This is a genomic window from Nostoc foliaceum FACHB-393 (genome assembly GCF_014698505.1).
Lineage (GTDB): Bacteria > Cyanobacteriota > Cyanobacteriia > Cyanobacteriales > Nostocaceae > Nostoc > Nostoc foliaceum_A.
Map to the genome: position 1 here is coordinate 73,605 of NZ_JACJTD010000015.1, position 19,128 is coordinate 92,732.

Annotated in this window: 14 protein-coding genes and 2 pseudogenes; 9 read left to right on the forward strand and 7 right to left on the reverse strand. The window is 40.8% G+C overall.

Annotated elements, in window-relative coordinates:
- Positions 1–276 precede the first annotated feature (276 nt).
- Positions 277–1,365 carry a RuBisCO accumulation factor 1 gene (locus H6G92_RS14560; protein WP_190894392.1) on the reverse strand — a complete coding sequence of 363 codons (1,089 nt, stop codon included), beginning with the start codon at positions 1,363–1,365 and terminating at the stop codon, positions 277–279.
- Between the two features lie 553 nt (positions 1,366–1,918).
- Between H6G92_RS14560 and H6G92_RS14565 the strand changes: the two genes are divergently transcribed.
- From H6G92_RS14565 to H6G92_RS14580, 4 genes are all read left to right on the forward strand, one after another.
- Positions 1,919–2,875: a response regulator gene (locus tag H6G92_RS14565; protein ID WP_190894393.1), complete on the forward strand. Its 957-nt coding sequence runs from the start codon at positions 1,919–1,921 to the stop codon at positions 2,873–2,875.
- A 125-nt stretch (positions 2,876–3,000) separates the two neighbouring features.
- Complete coding sequence (gene ubiE, locus H6G92_RS14570; protein ID WP_190894394.1) at positions 3,001–3,705, forward strand: bifunctional demethylmenaquinone methyltransferase/2-methoxy-6-polyprenyl-1,4-benzoquinol methylase UbiE; 705 nt, start codon at positions 3,001–3,003, stop codon at positions 3,703–3,705.
- Positions 3,706–3,832: 127 nt separating this feature from the next.
- Positions 3,833–5,068 carry a DUF445 domain-containing protein gene (locus tag H6G92_RS14575; protein WP_190894395.1) on the forward strand — a complete coding sequence of 412 codons (1,236 nt, stop codon included), beginning with the start codon at positions 3,833–3,835 and terminating at the stop codon, positions 5,066–5,068.
- A 10-nt stretch (positions 5,069–5,078) separates the two neighbouring features.
- Complete coding sequence (locus H6G92_RS14580) at positions 5,079–5,228, forward strand: hypothetical protein (protein ID WP_190894396.1); 150 nt, start codon at positions 5,079–5,081, stop codon at positions 5,226–5,228.
- A 10-nt stretch (positions 5,229–5,238) separates the two neighbouring features.
- Here the strand turns inward: H6G92_RS14580 and H6G92_RS40840 are convergent, their stop codons facing one another.
- The 3 genes and pseudogenes from H6G92_RS40840 to H6G92_RS14590 form a co-directional block, all read right to left on the reverse strand.
- A complete protein-coding gene (locus H6G92_RS40840; protein WP_199344821.1) occupies positions 5,239–5,454 on the reverse strand; it encodes a hypothetical protein in 216 nt (71 codons plus the stop codon).
- A 613-nt stretch (positions 5,455–6,067) separates the two neighbouring features.
- Positions 6,068–6,160: pseudogene (locus tag H6G92_RS39415) on the reverse strand (Rpn family recombination-promoting nuclease/putative transposase); the annotation flags it as partial.
- A 45-nt stretch (positions 6,161–6,205) separates the two neighbouring features.
- A pseudogene (locus H6G92_RS14590) lies at positions 6,206–6,388 on the reverse strand (Uma2 family endonuclease); the annotation flags it as partial.
- Between the two features lie 373 nt (positions 6,389–6,761).
- Between H6G92_RS14590 and H6G92_RS14595 the strand changes: the two are divergent.
- Complete coding sequence (locus H6G92_RS14595; protein WP_190894397.1) at positions 6,762–11,471, forward strand: DEAD/DEAH box helicase; 4,710 nt, start codon at positions 6,762–6,764, stop codon at positions 11,469–11,471.
- On the opposite strand, the gene H6G92_RS14600 is transcribed toward H6G92_RS14595, so the two are convergent.
- Both H6G92_RS14600 and H6G92_RS14605 read right to left on the reverse strand, forming a co-directional pair.
- Complete coding sequence (locus tag H6G92_RS14600) at positions 11,462–12,823, reverse strand: cytochrome P450 (protein WP_190894398.1); 1,362 nt, start codon at positions 12,821–12,823, stop codon at positions 11,462–11,464. The two genes, H6G92_RS14595 and H6G92_RS14600, sit on opposite strands and share 10 nt — an antisense overlap.
- A 76-nt stretch (positions 12,824–12,899) precedes the next feature.
- Positions 12,900–13,853: a Rieske 2Fe-2S domain-containing protein gene (locus H6G92_RS14605; RefSeq protein WP_190894399.1), complete on the reverse strand. Its 954-nt coding sequence runs from the start codon at positions 13,851–13,853 to the stop codon at positions 12,900–12,902.
- Between the two features lie 335 nt (positions 13,854–14,188).
- On the opposite strand from H6G92_RS14605, the gene H6G92_RS14610 reads away from it, so the two are divergent.
- The 4 genes from H6G92_RS14610 to H6G92_RS14625 all read left to right on the forward strand — a co-directional run bounded on the left by H6G92_RS14610 (position 14,189) and on the right by H6G92_RS14625 (position 16,011).
- Positions 14,189–14,845 carry a TetR family transcriptional regulator gene (locus H6G92_RS14610; protein ID WP_190894400.1) on the forward strand — a complete coding sequence of 219 codons (657 nt, stop codon included), beginning with the start codon at positions 14,189–14,191 and terminating at the stop codon, positions 14,843–14,845.
- Positions 14,846–14,972: 127 nt separating this feature from the next.
- Positions 14,973–15,212, forward strand: coding sequence for a hypothetical protein (locus tag H6G92_RS14615; protein WP_190894401.1), 240 nt, complete (start codon positions 14,973–14,975; stop codon positions 15,210–15,212).
- Entirely contained in the window at positions 15,209–15,598 is a 390-nt protein-coding gene (locus H6G92_RS14620; RefSeq protein WP_190894402.1) for a type II toxin-antitoxin system VapC family toxin, read from the forward strand. The genes H6G92_RS14615 and H6G92_RS14620 overlap by 4 nt, the downstream gene beginning before the upstream one ends.
- A 206-nt stretch (positions 15,599–15,804) precedes the next feature.
- On the forward strand, positions 15,805–16,011 hold the full coding sequence (locus H6G92_RS14625) for a hypothetical protein (RefSeq protein ID WP_190894403.1): 207 nt from the start codon (positions 15,805–15,807) through the stop codon (positions 16,009–16,011).
- 214 nt (positions 16,012–16,225) lie between these two features.
- Here H6G92_RS14625 and H6G92_RS14630 read toward each other — a convergent pair whose 3' ends face one another.
- Entirely contained in the window at positions 16,226–18,979 is a 2,754-nt protein-coding gene (locus H6G92_RS14630) for an HD family phosphohydrolase (protein ID WP_190894404.1), read from the reverse strand.
- Positions 18,980–19,128 lie beyond the last annotated feature (149 nt).

Below are 19,128 nucleotides of genomic sequence, written 5' to 3' on the forward strand. Positions count from 1 at the left end.
CCAAACCGCAGATTTAAGCTCATCCCATCCCCTTTTAGGGGATGGGATAACACGAAAGACTGGTAATATATCTATTTTTATAAATTCTTAATCCAAAATTACTATAGCAATCCTGAATCATTCATAAGAAACAAGACCCCCGACAACTTTTACGAAGTCGGGTATCTGTGGGTTGAAATTCTCACAAATTAAATTCCATCAACTTTGATTTTATTGGAACAGCAAATAGAAACCGATGTTCAAACTTTCCGCAAAATCTCAAAATCTAAAATTGAATTATTCGTCAATCTGCCAAGAATCCTTAGTTAATTCTTCATCCAGAATTTTCTTAGGGCGCACGATGATAATAATTTGTCCTAGTAGAGGAATTTCTGGTTCAGTGTCAAACCACTGGAAATCTAATTCACCACCATTTTCAACTACAAAATAGCTGGAGGCATCCCATTCTCGTTGGGCACGATCTACCACAACTACAACGGGGCCCGTTTGGCTTTGGGTTTGGATGGGGAAGCGATCGCTATTCGCTAAAATCACTACTGGATCTTCTGCTGCCAATAGTACTTGCCAACCTGGTAATGGTATCCAAGCTTGTTCTCCAGAAAACTTGACTAACCGAAATGGTTCAATTTCTGTCAATATCGGCACAGCTTGTAAGTCTTGCCGTGACAATGGCAACTCGCCTACCACGGGCAAAATTCGGGGTAATTGTTCTTCAAATTCTAGGCGGTAAAAGGGTAAAATTGGCGCTGGACGCTGGGGAGTAGTAGTAAAATCAGTCAGTAGCTGTTCGATTTTTTGTCTTGCTGCTGGCGTGTGAGCAAAGCGTAAACCTTTGGCTATTAGGCGCGATCGCTGTTGTAAATCTGCATTTTGGCGTGCCAGTTTCCAAACTTGATGAGCAACAGCATCTCCAGGATGGGCAGAAAACCCTTCTGGCAAAGTGCGGTAATAAGAGAACTCTTTAAGTGCTTTTGCTATATCCCGTGCCTCATCAGCATCAACGTTGTGGACGAAGATTAGTTCGGCGGCGGCAGCGCGTTCTTCTTGAGTAAGTAAACGCAGTTCGTATAAAACATCACTGCCGCGTGTGGTATAGTGCGATCGCGTTGCTTCCGATACTCCAAACTTTTCCAAAGAATTGTAAACTTGAGAACCAACAACCACCTGATTTTGTTGAATTGGCTCAAATCCAGTCGCCTCAAAAATGTCTTGGGGATTGTAACCGGTTTTTAGCAACAAGGCGATCGCGGCTCCCCATTCCACCCAGTTACCTTGTTTTTGCCTCAGCTTTCGGAGTAATTCTTGTGCTACATCGTTGGTAGCATTGTCTTCAGGATTCTGAGCGTTGGGTGGTAGATCAGTCATAATCGGAGTGCGAGCTTCAACTTGAGAGGTTGCTTAACACCTCATGAGCAAGTCTTATTCTAATCTATGAACTACCCAGACCTACTGTCTTGAGTTGAACTGTGGAAACTTACCTCGACTTGCCTCTGTCCGGAAACGAGGTTTTAAAGGAGTTTTAGTTTAAGTTGACACCAATGACAGACGTGCGTTGTATCCAAAGGAGTTTTGTTAAGGGACTTCCAGAAATTAAATTATCCAATTTCTGGACTTCACTACGACTATCCCTCCCCCTGCTCCCTGCTCCCTGCCCCCTGCCTCTATAGCGATGGTATATTTTTTTATTTGGAAGTCCCTAAGCTACCTCATCCATAATTAGGCTGATTTAGTTGGTTTTTCTAATGTAATTTTTTCTAATTCAGATATTTAGGCAGGGAGATTTTCTCTGTAGCACTAATTATTAACGTTTTAAAATATGCAAAATAACTCCGTATAAACCCTTGGCATTTTCTCGCTATTCTCAACTAAACTTGGTATGGAATATAACAAGAGAGTGAATATTTAAAGGAAATATCTTATGGATAATCCCAGTGTCGAAATTGATAAAGTCCAGTATCAAGTAATGACTATCGAACGACCAAAAAAGCTCAAAATCTTGGTAGTTGATGATGAGCCAGATAATCTCGATCTACTTTATCGCACATTTCGACGTGACTTTAATGTTCTGAAAGCTGATAGTGGGGTGAACGCCCTACAAGTTTTGGCAGCAGAAGGGGAGGTAGCGGTAATTATCTCCGATCAACGGATGCCAGAAATGAAAGGAACTGAGTTTCTCAGTAAGACTGTACCTCAGTTTCCCGATACAGTTAGAATAATTCTCACTGGATTTACTGATATTGAAGACTTGGTAGAGGCGATTAATGCGGGGCAAGTCTATAAATACATCACCAAGCCTTGGGACCCAGGTGAACTGAAGGCAGTGGTGCAAAGAGCAGCAGAAACCTACGACTTGCTCAAGCAACGTACAGAAGAGTTACGCCGTGCTCATGCTCAAATGGCGCTGCTGAGTGTTTTGGTACAGGTAACTCAAGCTGCTTCTAGCTTAGAGGAAACTCTGGCTCCAATTGCTAAGGCTGTGAGTGAGACTTTTGGAGCAGAAGGCTGTATCCTACAACTTACAGATGGAAATACTCTGATTGCAACTCAAGGAACTTACAGTGATACAGGTATAATAGAGAACTGGCTATCTCAAGACCCACTAACAAGGGAAGCGATCGCCACTGGGCAAATGCAAGTTTCCTTAAATGTACTTAAAGATACGAAATTAGTTGATACTATTCACTACCAGAACACAGGTGTGCAAGCACATTTAGTTATCCCAATTAGCTACCGTAATCAACTTTTGGGTGTATTGTCGCTACAGTGGAAACAACCCTGCACTTTGCGGGAAGATGAATTAATGCTAATTAATTTATCAGCGCAACTGGTGGCGATCGCTCTTACCAGTAGTGGCTGTCATCAAACCCTTGTGTAGTTGTCATTTGTCTTCTCTTACAAAGTTCTGAGCGGAGGAGACCTCCACTCAGACTTTGCGCTTTGTCAATTGTCCTTTATCCTTGGCAAATGACGAATGACCAATGACTAATGACTTATTGACCAATGACTAACGAAATACAGTCCATTTTTAACCGTATTGCTCCAGTTTATGACCAGTTGAACGACTGGTTGAGTCTGGGACAGCATCGGATATGGAAGGAAATGGCAGTGAAATGGAGTGCGGCTAAATCGGGTGATACTGCTTTAGATTTGTGTTGCGGTAGTGGAGATTTAGCCTTACGTTTGGCGCGGCGTGTGGGAGCAACAGGACAGGTCTACGGAGTGGATTTTTCCCGAAACCTATTAGAAACAGCTAAAGAACGCTCACATTGGCAGTACCCCCAACCTGTTGTTACCTGGATAGAAGCCGACGTGCTAAATTTACCCTTTGACGATAACCAATTTGATGCCGCAACAATGGGCTATGGTTTAAGAAATGTTAAAGATATTCCCCGGAGTCTCCAAGAGTTATACCGGGTTTTGAAGCCGGGTGCTAAAGCCGCAATTTTAGACTTTCATCGACCAAGTAATCCTCAGCTACGTGCCTTTCAGCAGTTGTATCTGGACGGTTTCGTAGTGCCAGTTGCCAATTATTTAGGCTTAAAAGAAGAATATGCTTACATCAGTCCTAGCTTAGACCGCTTTCCCATTGGGAGAGAGCAAATAGAGTTAGCGCGTCAAGTTGGTTTTGCTGTTGCCACACACTACCCCATTGCGAACGGTATGATGGGAGTGCTAGTGCTTAGTAAGTTAGGAGTTATTAGTTAAAAGTTATGAATTATGAGTAGTGATAAATTCTCATTTAAGATTTATCATTCCTAACTCCTAACTCCTAACTCCTAACTCCTAACTCCTAACTCTAAGCTCTAAACTCCTAACTTTTTTAATTCTTCCCTTGGACTGGTCTCATCTTTGGCTTTATGTGTCTCCCCCGGTACTGGGTGGAATTATTGGCTATTTCACAAATGATATAGCCATCAAAATGTTGTTCCGTCCTTACCGAGCAATTTACATTGCTGGACGAAGAGTACCCTTCACTCCTGGATTGATTCCCCGCAACCAGGAACGTCTGGCTCTGAACATTTCTAAGACAATCATGGGGTCACTGTTGACACCAAAAGAATTGCAAAATCTGGCGCGACGTTTGTTGCAAACAGAACGTGTACAAGCAGCAATTCTTTGGTTGTTGCGGCTGGCGATTGAACAAATCAAAACAGATAAAAACGAGAAAAGTGCTAAAATCGTCGCTGGAATTTTGCGGGATTTACTAGGGGAATCTTTGCCCCGATTACTCAAAGTTTTAGCGCGACGTGAAGACTTTTTGGAAGCGCAGATAAATCAAATTTTTGACCAGATATTGCTGGAATTTCAATTGAGTGAAGAACAAGCCACGCGGCTTGCTGATTGGTTGTTGCAAGCAGTTTTACCGCCAGATGTGCTGCGGCAGACGATAGTTGATTTTTTGACCGATCGCACAATTCAAATTATTGATGAAGGCTTCCGCGAAAAAACCAGTGGGACTTATTGGGTAGTAGCAAATTTGTTTGGCTTACGTAATACTCTTACACGGCTACGGACTTTTTGCTTAGATGAAAAAGAGGCTACCAATAGTCGCTTGCAGGAATTGACTCAAGATTTGCAAATGCGCGATCGCATTAGAAAATTACTGCAAGATTTATCATTACAAAACTTGCCAATGGGTACGGTGCGCCAACTCCGAAAGACCACCCGCGAAAGTGTCCGCCATTACCTGCAAAACAGTGGCAGCGATTTTTTACAAGGATTAACTGATTCTGTTGATTGGGAAAATATTGCTGTAGTGCTGCTGAATCGTCTTAGTACTTCACCTGTTGTCAGTACTTCTTTAGAAGTCATGAGTCAAGAGTTGGCTTTAATATTAGATAAGTATTTGGAAAAAGATTTAGAAGTAATTGTGGCGCAAGTAATTCCGATTTTATCGATAGATCAAGTAATAGTTGACCGGGTAAAATCAACTTCACCGGCTGATTTAGAAGCTGCTATAGAAGGAATTGTGAAAAATGAATTGCAGGCAATTGTAACTTTAGGTGGTGTTTTGGGTTTTGTTATCGGGTTATTGCAGACAGTGTTTTTAATATTAAGTCAATATTGATTTTGTGATTTTGGCTGTAAATTTTTATCAACTTATAGTTGCAAGTTGTCCAGATTGTGAATTGAGTGAAATTGAGCGATCGCTTCTTACTCGCACCTCTTCTCAAAAGGCGATCGCTCTCGTTTTGATTCAGAGCCACCCAGATTCATCGACAGTGTAATAATTACGAATTATGTTGACTCACCTTCTATCTCTGTTTGCAACAATTGTACATCTTCAATTGATAACCCAGTCAATTTTGCCACTTCCTCTAAAGGCATTTGGCTTTTGAGCAGATTAATCGCAACCCTCCGAATCCCCTCTTGTAAGCCTTCGGCTCTACCTTCGGCTCTACCTTTTGCCTGAGCTTCAGCCTCAATCTCTTGATAAATTACAGATTCGCGCATATTGTCTCTCCGCAATACTCTTTGAATTCACCCTTTCTCTAATACTAGACCAGCTAAAATTGCTGTGGCAGCTGCGACATTATTCTGCAACCGTTGGTCAGGAATCCCGATAATTTCCTGTGCTACTTCCTGTAATATACTTGCACGGTCATCTGTCCCACCCAACACCGCGAATGGAAATAAACCTGGATAGCGCAAAAATACTTCTGTTGGCTGTTCCCATAATCGAACTACCTCGAACTCGTGGCGAGTACCAGCAATGGTAAAAGTATTTTGTTGCACGAGTTCTGAGCTTGTTTCTTTAAGATAGATCACCACTTGACGCATCTGCTTTTGGGGAAAGCGGCGATACACTCGCAGCCGATAGTCAATCATGCGAAATGGCATATTAACATCGGGTTGAGTCTGAAACTCTAGGTGAAGCACTAGTTCTGTCGATTCCAATAAAATTAGTGCATCGGCTCGAATAGGTTCTAACGAGAGTTCAGAAGGACTTACAGCGCTTTTCATATAGATGAAGTACAGCCCGCCCCAACCCTCTCCTTGGCAAGGGGAAGGTGCGCTCTGGGCGCGGGTGGGGTATTTTTGTACCTCACTAAGTTGAAATCTGCTGTAACTCTGTGAGAGAAATTGGTTCTCCCAACAACCAAGTGGCAAAGTCAGTGGAAAAGTTTTCGGCGAGGAATTTGCAGAAGTCACTAAAAAGCTATTTTTAATGACGCAAAACTTGGAATTTTGAAAGAGCGATCGCTTAACTCAAAATCTGCGTCAAATCCAGCACAAACCCTGGTAATACATCCTCTCCAGACAAGCTAGTAGGCGATGTCTCCGACGGGCTACGCCTACGCAAAACCTCAACACACTGTCTTGGGCGGTAAATTTCCACCTGTTGGTTCTGCGGATCAATCAGCCAGCCTAAACGCACACCATTGTCACTGGGTTAACCATCTAACAATTACCATGCTTACTAGAAAGCTATTTTCAATCATGTAGAAATTTGTTTCACTGTTATCTGTCTGATAAGAGCAGATGAGAGTTTATGTTTTTCTCTCAGCTTCTACTAGCAGGACGCTGTATTCAATCACACCCTCTTATTGTTCTATTGACTTAGCGCATTTAGTCTAAATTTCCGACCCTGCCCTCGCCCAAAAGTAAAACAGAGTAAGCGTTATAGCTCTCGTTCAACGCTTATGGCATCATTTTGCTATGCTACTACTCTTTTAGTATTAAATTTTACATAAAATTTAAAATTCTTTGAGTTGAAGGCTTATATTGTAAATTTGATTAATATTTAGAGAGTATATTAAATGAAAGAAAGACAAAAAATCACTAAATTTAACGGAATATCAAAGTGGTTATCTAACTCAGTTAGTGAATCTGAAGATAAGTGGTACACACATCGTCTGCTCAAAGAAGATAAAAGCCAACGAGATATAATTTTCAATGAATTAATATTAATCGTTCAAAAAGCCCATGAAGATGCTCGATATCGTCTTCGTAAATTAGCAGGAAATTCTCTCGCTCCATTTGGAGATTTTTCAGAAAGCGATCCAAGCGATGGCTATCCTGAGCGTCTTCATAATCAGACGCTCAAAGGTTATTTTGGAGAGATATTTGCAGGAATTATTGCTGAAAATTTTGCTCCTTTTGGGCAAGATAACTGGGAAGTTCCCGCTTTTCTCTTTCGATTCCACCCAGTTGCGTTTCAGCATTTAGAATTTCTAAAGCAAACTGGAGAAACTGCAAAGCCACAACCTGGACGTACAGGTGATGATTGTCTTGCTTTTCGGCGTAATAGTAAAGGAGTAATTATTGCTTCTTTAATTTGCGAAGCAAAATGCACAGCCAATCATGACACAAACATGATATCTGAAGCACATATAAAAGCAAATAAATCAAGTGGATATCCAGTTGATATTCCACAACTTATTGATATTTTGCAAGATTATAATGATGATTTTTCTTTAAACTGGAAAAATGCTCTACAAGTTTTACAGCTAAAGGTAAAGCTAAACAAAGTTGATAAAAACTATGAGAGTTGTTATTTAATTAGTTACATATGTGGTCAACATCCTGTCAAAAAGCTAACTTGGCTCTCTCCTAAGAAAGTACACGAAAAATATACAGTAGAAAGAAGACTTGAAGCAGTAGAAATTCATCTTCATGAAGTTGAAAATATTGTTAAAACTGTCTATATCCAGCAGAAAGTTTCTACACTTTCAACGGATATTCCTGCTCAGACAGTTCAACAACCAGATGATACAGAGGTTGCAAAAGCAAACTCTGATGTCATAGTAGAAGAGGAAGTTCTGCAAAATGAGATGACTCAACCAAGTAACGAAGTCATTGCTTTAGCGACAGAACTACAAAATAGTCTGGCAGGTAGCAGGCTAACACCAGCAATTGCAAAACTTTATAGCCAACATACCAGGCTTCGCGCAGGAGAAGATGGGTTAACTGGGTGGCGAGAAGACGAAGCAGGTGAAAGATTAAATGACGCTGTGCGCCTTATTGAGGCTGCATTTATCCAGCGAGAAGCTGAAGATACTAACTGGCGTAATGGAATGCTACGGGCTGGTGAATTATTTGAATGGCTATCTCATCCCCGACTCAAGCTGGATCTTTTACCAATTCGTTTACTTGCAGCAGCTGTGTATGAACTTGCTGGTTATCCTGCTAGGGCTACGGGTTTACTTAATCAAGATGTAAGTGAGGGAATAGAGTCAGAAATTCTACGTTGTTTGCTAAAAGCTGATTTTCCCAGTTTATTGCAACGACTTACAGAATATTGGGCAACTGTAACATCATCAAATTTTCAAACTGAAACAAGTCTTTTTTGGGATGACACTGATACAGCTGCTGACAGATTTAACAAGTTGATTGTTAAAGAAACTGCTAGTTCTTTAGGAATTTTATGTGCAAAAATGCGCTGGGGAAATGAACCAAGATTAGAAAAAGCTATTGAGAAACTTTCTAACATTGCTAAGGTACTTCTTCATGGACATGATACTTATTCTTGGCTTCTAGGAAAATTGTGTGCTGAAGTTACGTCTATATATATACAAACTTCTCTACGGCATCATCTAGAATTAATTTCTCAGATGATTACTCCAAATGGTAGAAATTTCTTGGAGCGTTATTTACGCCAAAGTTATCAAAATCGTAAAGTTTTAGCATGGCGTTCTCAAATTTGTGGAATCGAACGACTAGCAACAGCAGAATCATTTGCGCTTTGTACTCCTACAGGTTCAGGAAAAACAACGATAGCTGAAATTGCCATTCTACAAAGTTTGTTTTTTGAAACTAAAAATTTTAACAACTTGAGTAGCTCTGCTCCCTTAGCAATTTACTTAGTGCCAAGCAAAGCACTTGCAACAGAAGTAGAATCAAATCTTTCTCGTGTTTTAAAACGTAGTACTAATAACAATGTGATAGTTACAGGTTTATACGGAGGTACTGATTGGGGGCCAACAGATGTATGGCTGACATCAGAACAGCCAACAGTTTTAATTTGCACTTATGAAAAAGCAGAAGCTTTGATGAAATTTTTAGGGACTCTATTTATCCGTAGAGTGTCGCTTATTGTACTCGACGAAGCTCATGCAGTTAAATTTGATGGTGCTAAAGATTCTTTGCAAAAAGCTGAAAATAGATCCTTACGTTTAGAGTCATTAGGGGCAAGACTGTTTACTTATGTAGAACAAAACCATAGCCGAATTATTGCACTATCTGCTGTTGCATCGGAAATAGAAGATGCATTAGCCGGATGGATAGAAAATAAAACCAACACTAGCCCAGCAAAGACAAATTACAGGAGTACACGCCAATTGATAGGCAGTCTTGAATGCCTACCAGGAAGAGGATTTAGAATAAGCTATGACTTACTAGATGGTAGAGGGTTAGAATTTCAAGAAGGAGGACAAGCTGACACACCTTTCATTCCACGTCCTTTCCCAGTATATCCCCCTGCTGGTGAATTAGAAACTGAAAAAAGTCCTGGAAAGCGTCTTCGCCCTCATCTTTTCTGGGCTGCTATGCACTTGGCATCTCCAGATGATAAAGAACAAAAAAGAGCAGTACTGATTTCAATAACACAGAAAATTGACGGATATGCTCAAGACTTTCTTGATCTTTTAAATAAAGAATGGGAAAACATATCAAAGCCTTTATTCTTTCAACCACCTTCAGAACCAAAAAAGGTTGAGATTTGGAATAAGTGTTTGCGTTCTTGTGAGGACTATTTTGGTACTAAGTCCCGTGAGTATCAGTTACTAGAAAAAGGAATTGTAGTACATCACGGAAAAATGCCTGGTTTGATGGCTAGATTACTGGTTGATGTAATAAATGCACGGATTGTACATTTAGTATTGGCAACCTCTACTCTTTCCGAAGGTGTCAATTTACCTTTTGAGACTGTGCTAATTCCCAACTTACAACGTTGGTCAAATAATGATAACAGGTATAGAGATATCAATTCTCGTGAATTTGGTAATTTAGTTGGACGGGCTGGAAGACCTGGATTTGGAACAGAAGGGCGTAGCTTAGTTGTTTTACCTGCAATAGAATCTATAGAGCAAATAAAAGATAGAAATGAAAAACAGAAGTTAACCAAAATTCGTAATCAATATCGTTCACTTGTAAATGATTTAACGATCCAAGAGAACCCAAGTAATAAAATTTATAATTCCCAAAGCCCTTTAGCCCAATTGCTGCTTCATTTAGAAGAACAATGGCGGCGTATTTTTATTCCTAATTCAGAAGGTATTTTCCTAACCTGGCTAGAGTTAACAGGAAACAATCGTACTGAAAATAAGCTTTATGACGATAATTTTATAAGCTGGCTGGAACAAACTGCGCCGCTTTCTTATAGCAATAATCTTTCTGAGGCAGAATCATCAGCTATTGAAACTTTAGATTCGCTCGATAGCATTTTACTGTCTGCAATTGTTGAAATTGAACAGCTAGCAGCTAAAGATTTAAACTCTAATGAATTGGAGGAGCATCTGCAAAAAATTTGGCAACGAAGCTTTGCTCATTATGCTAGCCTCGAACAAGAAAGATTAGAAAATTTATTTATTAGGCGAGGTAAGGCACTAAAAAGAGAAATTTATAAAGATTTGTCACAGCGTCGGCGCTTGTATCGTACTAGTTTACCACCACGTGATGGAAATCAGCTTTTAAATCTCTATCCAAGACTTAAAGAACAATTAGCAGTAGGTGGAAATTATGCCATTTGGACGGTAGAAGAACGCTTTAATTATATTCAAAATATAATTAGTAATTTAACCAGTTTATCGAAGTTCAAACTGAGTGACACGTCAGGAAACGTTACTTGGAATGAAATATTATGCTGGTGGCTTGAGCATGATACAGCATCTAAAAAACCTAAAGCAAGCCAAATTTCCAAATGGCATTCATATATTAGTCAAAATTTTGGATATCGATTTAACTGGGGGTTAGGAAGCATTATTGCACTTGCAATCGATGAAGCTTTTGGTGGTGAGTTAGTTGAATCATCATTGGAAAACTGGTCACAAACTGGGCTACCTTGGATTGTTTTCTGGATGAAAGAACTTATTGTATGGGGAACTTTAGACCCAGTAGCCGCATACTTACTTGCTAAAGTAGAAGATGTAACAACTCGTAAACAAGCTGAAGAATTAGCGCAAACTTACTATCACTACATTAGCGAAAGAGAATCGGAACCAAATGAGTATCTTAATGCAGTGAATATCAAAAATTGGGTAGAACAATCATTTTCCAGTGTTGATTTACCAAGTCCCAAACCCCCTAACCGAATTAATGTCAATTTGCTGAAAGATTTCAGTAAGGCTCCAAGTAAAAATTGGAGAGTAGTACCAGTAGAAATTGGGGATGATATTCAATGGTTTGATTTAGCAGGATTTCCACTCGCAATTTGCCAAAAACCTGAAAAGTGGCAGTCTGATTTTCTAAATACCTATGACTTCATGCTAGATGCGGAAAATCGATTTGTTTCATCAAGGGCTTACGTTTGATTCTGCAAAGGATGTTTTATCACCAAAGGCTCAATATATGCTTCTAAAGTATCTTTAACTTTAGAAGGTTGACGAACTGGAGCGATCGCAGAATAATCCGGTTTTACTGTCCAGTCGTAATGGCGAAGCAGTGTGGAAAGCACGATTTTCATTTCCATTTGGGCAAATTCCATGCCTAAACATCTGTGCGAACCATGACCAAAACCCATTAGTGCTAAAGGATGTTTCTTATCTTCTTCACGAGGTGGTGCAAAGCGATCGGGGTCAAAGCGATCGGGATCAGTATACAGTTCTGGTAGACGGTGAGTCAACATCGGCGAGATAGTCACAAACCAACCCGCTGGGATGCGATACCCTGCATACTCAATATCTTTAAGAACGCCACGATTATAGGCATACACCGGGGGATAGAGCCTTTCTGCTTCTTTGAGGACGTTGGTTAAATCTGGAAGTTGTTTGAGATAGGACAGATTAAGGGGATTATTTCCCACAACTGCTAATTGTTCTTGGCGCAGTCGCGATCGCCATTCTGGATGATTACCTAGTTCAAATATTACCCAACTCAGTAAAGAAGCTGTTGTCTCATGTCCAGCAAATAGCAATAGCAATGCTTCGTTGATTATCTGTGCTTCGCTCAATTTATTCCCGTCTTCATCAACAGCTGCTAGCAGTAATCCCAAAACATCTTTTGATTCTTCTAAGTTACCTTGCTCGATACGCTGTGCGATCGCTTCATGCAAGAAAGCCACTAACTTAGCCCTAGCATTTTGACCGCGACCATATAAAGTAAAAGGGACATTCCATTTCAATATCGCCATACTGCTCTCTAGCAGTTGTGTAAACCACTGACTAGTTTGCTCAACTTCGCTCTTATTCTGACTTCCCAGGAAGAGGCGAGTAGCAACCATCAGGGTAAGCTGGCGGAAACTAGAATTTAAGGGAATCGTTCTTTGTCCCCAATCTTTGAGGAAGTCTTGCACAATATTTTGGATGGTGTCGAAATATGTAGCGATCGCTTTTCCGTGAAATGCTGGATACATTAAGCGACGAGTGAGGCGATGTTCTTCCCCATCTTGTAATAAAATATTGTTGCCAAATGTTGGTTCTAAGAAATACCACCCGATCCGTGACGACATGTGTTCCGCCTGTTCCACCAGCACCAGTCGATTAGCATCAGGGCCAATTAAATAAGCACGTTTACGTCCCATGACGCTCGTCTTAAAAACGGAACCATGCTGCTGGAATCGTCGCCATACAAACAGGTCTAAATCCCGAAATATTTCCCAAGTCTCCCCTAAAATGGGCAAGCCATAGCTACCAGGCATTTCTTCGGCTGATTTTAGTTGCCGCATATTTGAGTACCTCCAGCAGGAATTAGCTACAGTATCTACTTAATTGTAAAGCGGAGTTAGGTTTTGCAAATCTAAATTACCAATCGCGGTAGAGTTTTTCTGCGTAGAACATAATCTCTTCATTTGGCAGTCTAATTTTTGGTTTTTGCCGAGGATACAAGCTCTCAACTGCACCTGTATCCTGTTCAATAACTGTGGCTGCTGCTTGTAAAACTGAGTTTTTAAATAGGAATTTCATCAAAGGATTGACGACTTTGGCATACATCAAAATAAACGTCTTAGTTATTTTTTCTGTTTCCGGGTAGAGAATATGAATTTGAGCAATATCACCAATAGGTGTTTTCGCAAAAAAAGCTGTAGTTGAAGGAAAAGCGTATTCTAGTCTGTTAGTAAGAGTTTTAGGGAAGATTCCCAAAACAGGATTTTTGAAAATTTCTCCTAGGGTGTTGTTGTCTCTCTTCAGTTCTTGTTTGACTGTGGCATAGTATCCTTTTTCTTCAAAAGAGCTTACATGACAATATGTAATTTTAAATAATTCTTTATGAGTACCATTTTGGTGGTTATAGTCATAGTTAACCATCAGATTAGTCAAAAAATCACCTTGAATACTTTTATCCCCAGTTACTCCGATGAACTCGTAATCATCGACAATTTTATGATGCAAATCTGGGATGGGCAATCTTGGCTCAAATCCAGCATAAGTCCAGATGCAATCATCGCTAATAATTAACTCTAACGGTTTGGTAATTGGCTGAGTGTCTTTTTTATCTCCTTGCTGTAGTCTGCCTTGTCCATCAAATTCTAGTGCATGAAAAGGGCAAGTAATAGTATCTCTTTCTTGACAAACCCAGCCGTCTGATAAGGGTGCTTGCATATGCGGACAGATGTTATCAAGGGCAAACACTTCGCCTTTTTGGTTTTGCCAAATGACATAATCCTGTCCATTTAATGTGATTTTATTAGGTTTATTCACTTCTAATATAGATTTGTGAGCGATTAACCAAGGCGCACCAGGTAAAATTGGTTCCATTTTTCCTCCAAAATATTGATAATTTCTTGAAAAATCGCTAGATGAGTTAGTAAAAGTCACACAATCTTGAAACTTAAAAGTTGTAGACAAGCTAGTGTCGCCTGTCCTACATCACTCTTTTGAATGCAAATAGGGATAATTAAAGTCTTGTCTGCAATGGATGAACTAACACTACCGGGCATTTGCTCGGCTCACTTTGGTTATTGCATTGCTGAATTGTGTAAATAACTAACTAATTTTTTAGTTAATAGATATTAATTTAATAAATTTCATCTTCTATGTCAACTACTAACCAATTTTTAGTTAATATATTTTCGTTATGATGATGGAGCAACGTGGGTCGTTCAACGCAGTCAAAATTCTCAGCTAAAAAGCCGCGTCAGGTGCGCGATGCAGAAGCGACAAAAAAGCAGATTCTCGATGCGGCGGAAGCGGAGTTTGCCAGAAATGGACTTCAAGGGGCGCGAACAGAAGCGATCGCTAGAGGTGCAGGTGTCACTACAGCGATGATTTACTACTATTTCCAGAGCAAGGAAGGGCTATATGAAGCTGTTCTGCAACGTCCGGCGGTAGAGATGCACGAAGGGTTTGAGCAGCTAAATCTGGATCAGTTCCCACCAGAGGAGGCGTTGAAGGTGCTTGTCAAAGGAGCGATCGCTTATGAAGCTGCTCACCCGCACAGAGGGATGCTTTGGTTTCAAGAAGCCAACCAAAACCAGGGAAAGTATTTTAAACAGGGGAATTGGCAAGAAAATTTTAGCTATCTCATCAAGATTTTAGAGCGGGGGATGGCTGAGGGTTGTTTCCGTCAGATTGATCCATTTCTCACCACTCTGCATATTATTGGGGTTTGTAATTTATACTTCAACGCTTACGAAAATATCAAGCATACTAGACCCGATTTGCAATTACTGAGTCCAGAAATGATTGAGCAGCATACTCAAGCAGCAGTTAATTTTATTTTGGCTGGTGTGCGACGTATTGGGGATTAGAGATTGAATATCGGGAAAATGCGTAGGCGTAGCCCGCCGTAGGTATCGCGTGCCAAAGCGTCATAATAAAAAACTAGAGGAAGTAACTGACTTTCTCTTTCTCTCCATTAAAAATAAGAGTAACAAGATGAATGCTCATAAAGTAGAGGCTGTTTTAAGTGAAGATGGAACTTTAATACTGCGGGGCTTACCTTTTCATGCAGGGGATGCTGTGGAGGTAATTATTCTCGAAGTTAAAACTCCACAGCCTCAAGAAGCACCACCTAGCCAGTTAAAAACCAATCTTTATCCAATGCGCGGGAAACTACTCCGTTATGATGACCCAACAGAACCCGTCGCTTTGTCAGATTGGGAATTCTTGCAATGATTATACTTGATACACATATCTGGATTTGGTGGGTTGACGATAACGAGCGATTAACTAAAAAACATCGGGAATATATAGAAGAATATCAATCTCAGGGTTTAGGAGTAAGTATTGTTTCTTGTTGGGAGGTTGCCAAATTAGTCGAAAAAAATCGACTGGTTTTTTCTTGTTCAGTTAATGAATGGCTGGAAACAGCTTTGGCTTATCCCGGAATACAGCTATTAAATTTGACGCTGCCGATAGTGGTTAATTCAACTCAATTAAGCGGATTTCATAGCGACCCTTTTGACCAAATTATTGTAGCTACAGCTATAAATTATGCGTGTCCTTTGTTAACCGTTGATACGAAAATCCTTAATTATTCTGGTGTGCTAACGCTTTCATAAACACTTTTACCTTGTATTGGCTATTGATGAAGATGAAGCTTGACTTACTAAAAGGGCATTGAGTTCAACTAAGTTGCCCACTGACCAGATATTCGGTACGTCTTCTCGTCGTTCACATAGAATTCACGAAAAGTATAGGAAGAATACTGTTGAATATCAAACCTAGTACTAGATAAGATTAATACGTTAACTTAAGAGTATTACTAATGAGTAACAATAATGACAAGAATCCAGCAGAAGCAGCAGGTTATGCAGCAGCAGGCGCAGCAGCAGGCGCGGGTGTTGCAGCGACAGTAGGGGGCATGGGTTTAGCTGTAGGTGGTACAGCCGTAGCTATTGGTGCTGCTCCTGTTATAGCCGCAGGTGCAGTTGTAGGGCTAGCAGCTTATGGGTTGAAAAAAATCTTCGGTTAATAAGTCTTAAACAGTAGTTAAAATTTGTTAAAAGTAAAACCGCTCAGAGGTATCTGGGCGGTTTTGTTTTTACTATTATCACTTTTCATGTTGTGTTTTTCGTCTGGTAAACGAATAGTTAAAATTGCCATTTTTGTTTAGATCCTAATAACTTATTCGGGTTTTAAGATTGATAAGTTAGGAAATAAAAATTCGGCATTTTGGAAATCTTTAATTACGAATTTCGCGCAGCACCATTAGCCTTCAACTTAGGATAAGCAATCCGTTTATGATGAAATTGTTGCCAAACATCTACAAATATCTGGGCAATTTTTGACATTTCTTCTCGTGTTAGTCCTGAATCAACGAGTTGATTGTCTTGCCATTTGGCACGTAGAATATTATTTAGCATTGTTAAAGCTTGCTCGGTGGAAACATCTTTAACCGATCGCTTTCCCTCTCCAGAGGGAGACGATCCGCGAAGGGGACGCTTACCTGAAGCCGATGCTTCGAGCGATCGCAGCGCCGCTTCGCAAGAATCTGCTAACATCACAATTCCTGTTTCCCGCGATTGGGGAATCGGGCCATCGTAGCGAAAATCTGCGTCGTCTACTGTTAAACTCGGATCTTCCTGAGCCATTTGCTGGGCTTGGTGATGGAAATAAGCAATTAGCATCGTTCCCTGATGCTCTGGAATAAAAGCTTGAATTGCTGTAGGTAAAAGGTGTTTACGCGCCATCACCAACCCTTCAGTTACGTGCTTTTTGATAATTTCTGCACTCTTCCAAGGGTCTTTAATCTCAGTATCATGTTTATTCGGCCCCCCCATTTGATTTTCAATAAAGCCAAGAGGGTCATGCATTTTGCCAATATCGTGATATAATGTGCCAGCCCTTACTAGTTCAACATTGCATCCTAGTTGTTTGGCAGCAGCTTCGGCAAGGGTAGCCACAAGCAACGTATGTTGAAAAGTTCCAGGAGTTTCAGTAGCAAGTCGTTTTAATAAAGGGCGGTTAGGATTTGCCAGTTCTGCTAGGCGGATTGGGGTAACTAAATCAAAAACTTTTTCTAGATAAGGACTCAAGCCTAAGGCGACAACACTCCAGCCTAAACCGGATAAAGCAAACAATCCGGCTTCTCGGAGGACGATATACCAAGTTGAACCAAATGCTTGACCAATTAAGATTTTAACAACCAGATAAATGCCGCCTTGAGTTAAAGCGATCGCAACACCTAATAATGCTAATTCTTCACGCGATCGTAATCGTTGTGCTATGTAACTACCTAATATTCCACCCCCTGCACCAGCTAAAAGCGCAGCCTTGCTCATATCCGAGCTAATAGCCAATATCGGTAACAGCATTCCTACAACTGTTAACCCTAAAGTGGGGCCGTAAAAACTTCCCAATAATAAACCAAGGGCGCTCCAGGTGGTATAAGGCAATCCTAGCGTGATCACTCCTGGAACACTCAGAGTCAGCAGTAACACCAACAAGCGATCGCGTTGTCGCAATTCGTAATCTACATGCCGTTCTACCCAGACAAAAATGCCAATGGCGATCGCAATAACGCCTGCTAACTTCAGCAACGCCTGCCATTTTACCTCCCGGCGAATCAGGTGATAATGCTCCAGCACCTCAAAGTTCCATGCAGTAATTTGCTCTCCTTTTTTGACAATCACCTCACCACGCCGGATCTTCTCCATCACAGGCGGCACTCCAGCAGCAGCCTTTTGAGCGTTTTCTCTTGTTTGTTCTTCATCGTTTTGCAGATTTGGCTTAAGTACAGCTAACAACAGCTTCTTTGCCAAAGGTTCAGCGGATTCTGGCACAAAGGTCTGCAATTGTAAACTCACCGCATCTTGTAAAATATTTTTTGGCAGTCCATGTGGGATGCCTTGTGTGAGAATCCGCTCTGCGCTCTGATGGATTCCCATTTGTGTTCTTTCCCATTCCACATCTGACAAATCCAAAAAAAGAGATTCCTCGTATACTGCTTCTGAGGTAACAGTCTCTAACTGTAAAAGTTTGGTATTGGCCTGGGTGTACCTTTGGCGGACTTGAGAAATTAGGGCAATCAGTAAAGACAAGTTTTTCTCAGAAGTTGTAATGAGGTAAGATTCTAGCTCGGCTTTTGCTTGAGTAAAGTCAGTGTTTTGAGAAAAATCAACTGACTCTGTTTTCTGTGGTGTTGGTGTTGTGCTCGGCTGGCGTTCCTGATTGGGTGCAGCTATTGATGATGGATGGGATGAGGCGGCGGTTCGTCCCGTTATTTTCCTCTGCTGATTTTTAGTATTTTCTATAGCCAACAGCAGTGCTTGCCATTCCGAGTCAGGGCAAGAGCGGAGGTAACGTTGGCTAGAGATGGACAAAACTAAAGGATCAAAAAAAGGAAAAGCTCCAGCAACAGCGCGAATTTCGTTGCCATCATCCAGAAGTTGTTGCAATTTTCCGTTGATTTGTTCATTCATTTGCGAATCAACCATCAACACTTGTAAGGAGCTTTTACTAACGGCTTTGCGCTCGGCTTCTGTTTTTTTCTGATCTTCGATGCTAGCTGTGTAAGGGGCTGTAATCGTTTGGGGTGCGGGATTCCCTACTTGGAGTTGGGTCTGGTTGTATAATTTATGCCCCATAACGCCTGTGAGGGACAGTACAGCGATCGCTAAAATTACCAAGGAACGCTGTTCATGTAACCAATCTAAACCGATTGTATAAATACTACTCTTAGCTTTGAGCGATTTTGCCTTTGACTGGAGCGCTCTTTCTTGTTTTCGGAGATGCTTACGGCGGGCTACACCTACGCTTTTATCATTGGTTTTTGAGAAAAATAAGATTACATTCTTAAGGGCAGTCCTTAAAAGTTCCCTTCTATGGCTTTTGCTTTTGGGATTTCTCATTAACTTTCCCTTACGGCGTAGTCCTTTGTACTGTCGCCGCCAGTAAGTCAATTGCTGGGTTAAGAACTGCAAAAATTGCTGCATTTTCATTATTTCTGCCTGTAATTGCTGACTTTGATAGCTCAAAATGAGACAATCATCAGGGAAGTTTGATCTGCTGCTATTGCAACTACGGTGGTGGAGGCTAGTTAAAGCTGATTTGCCACAATAGCTACCTACAGAATTAGTCCGAGGGTTTG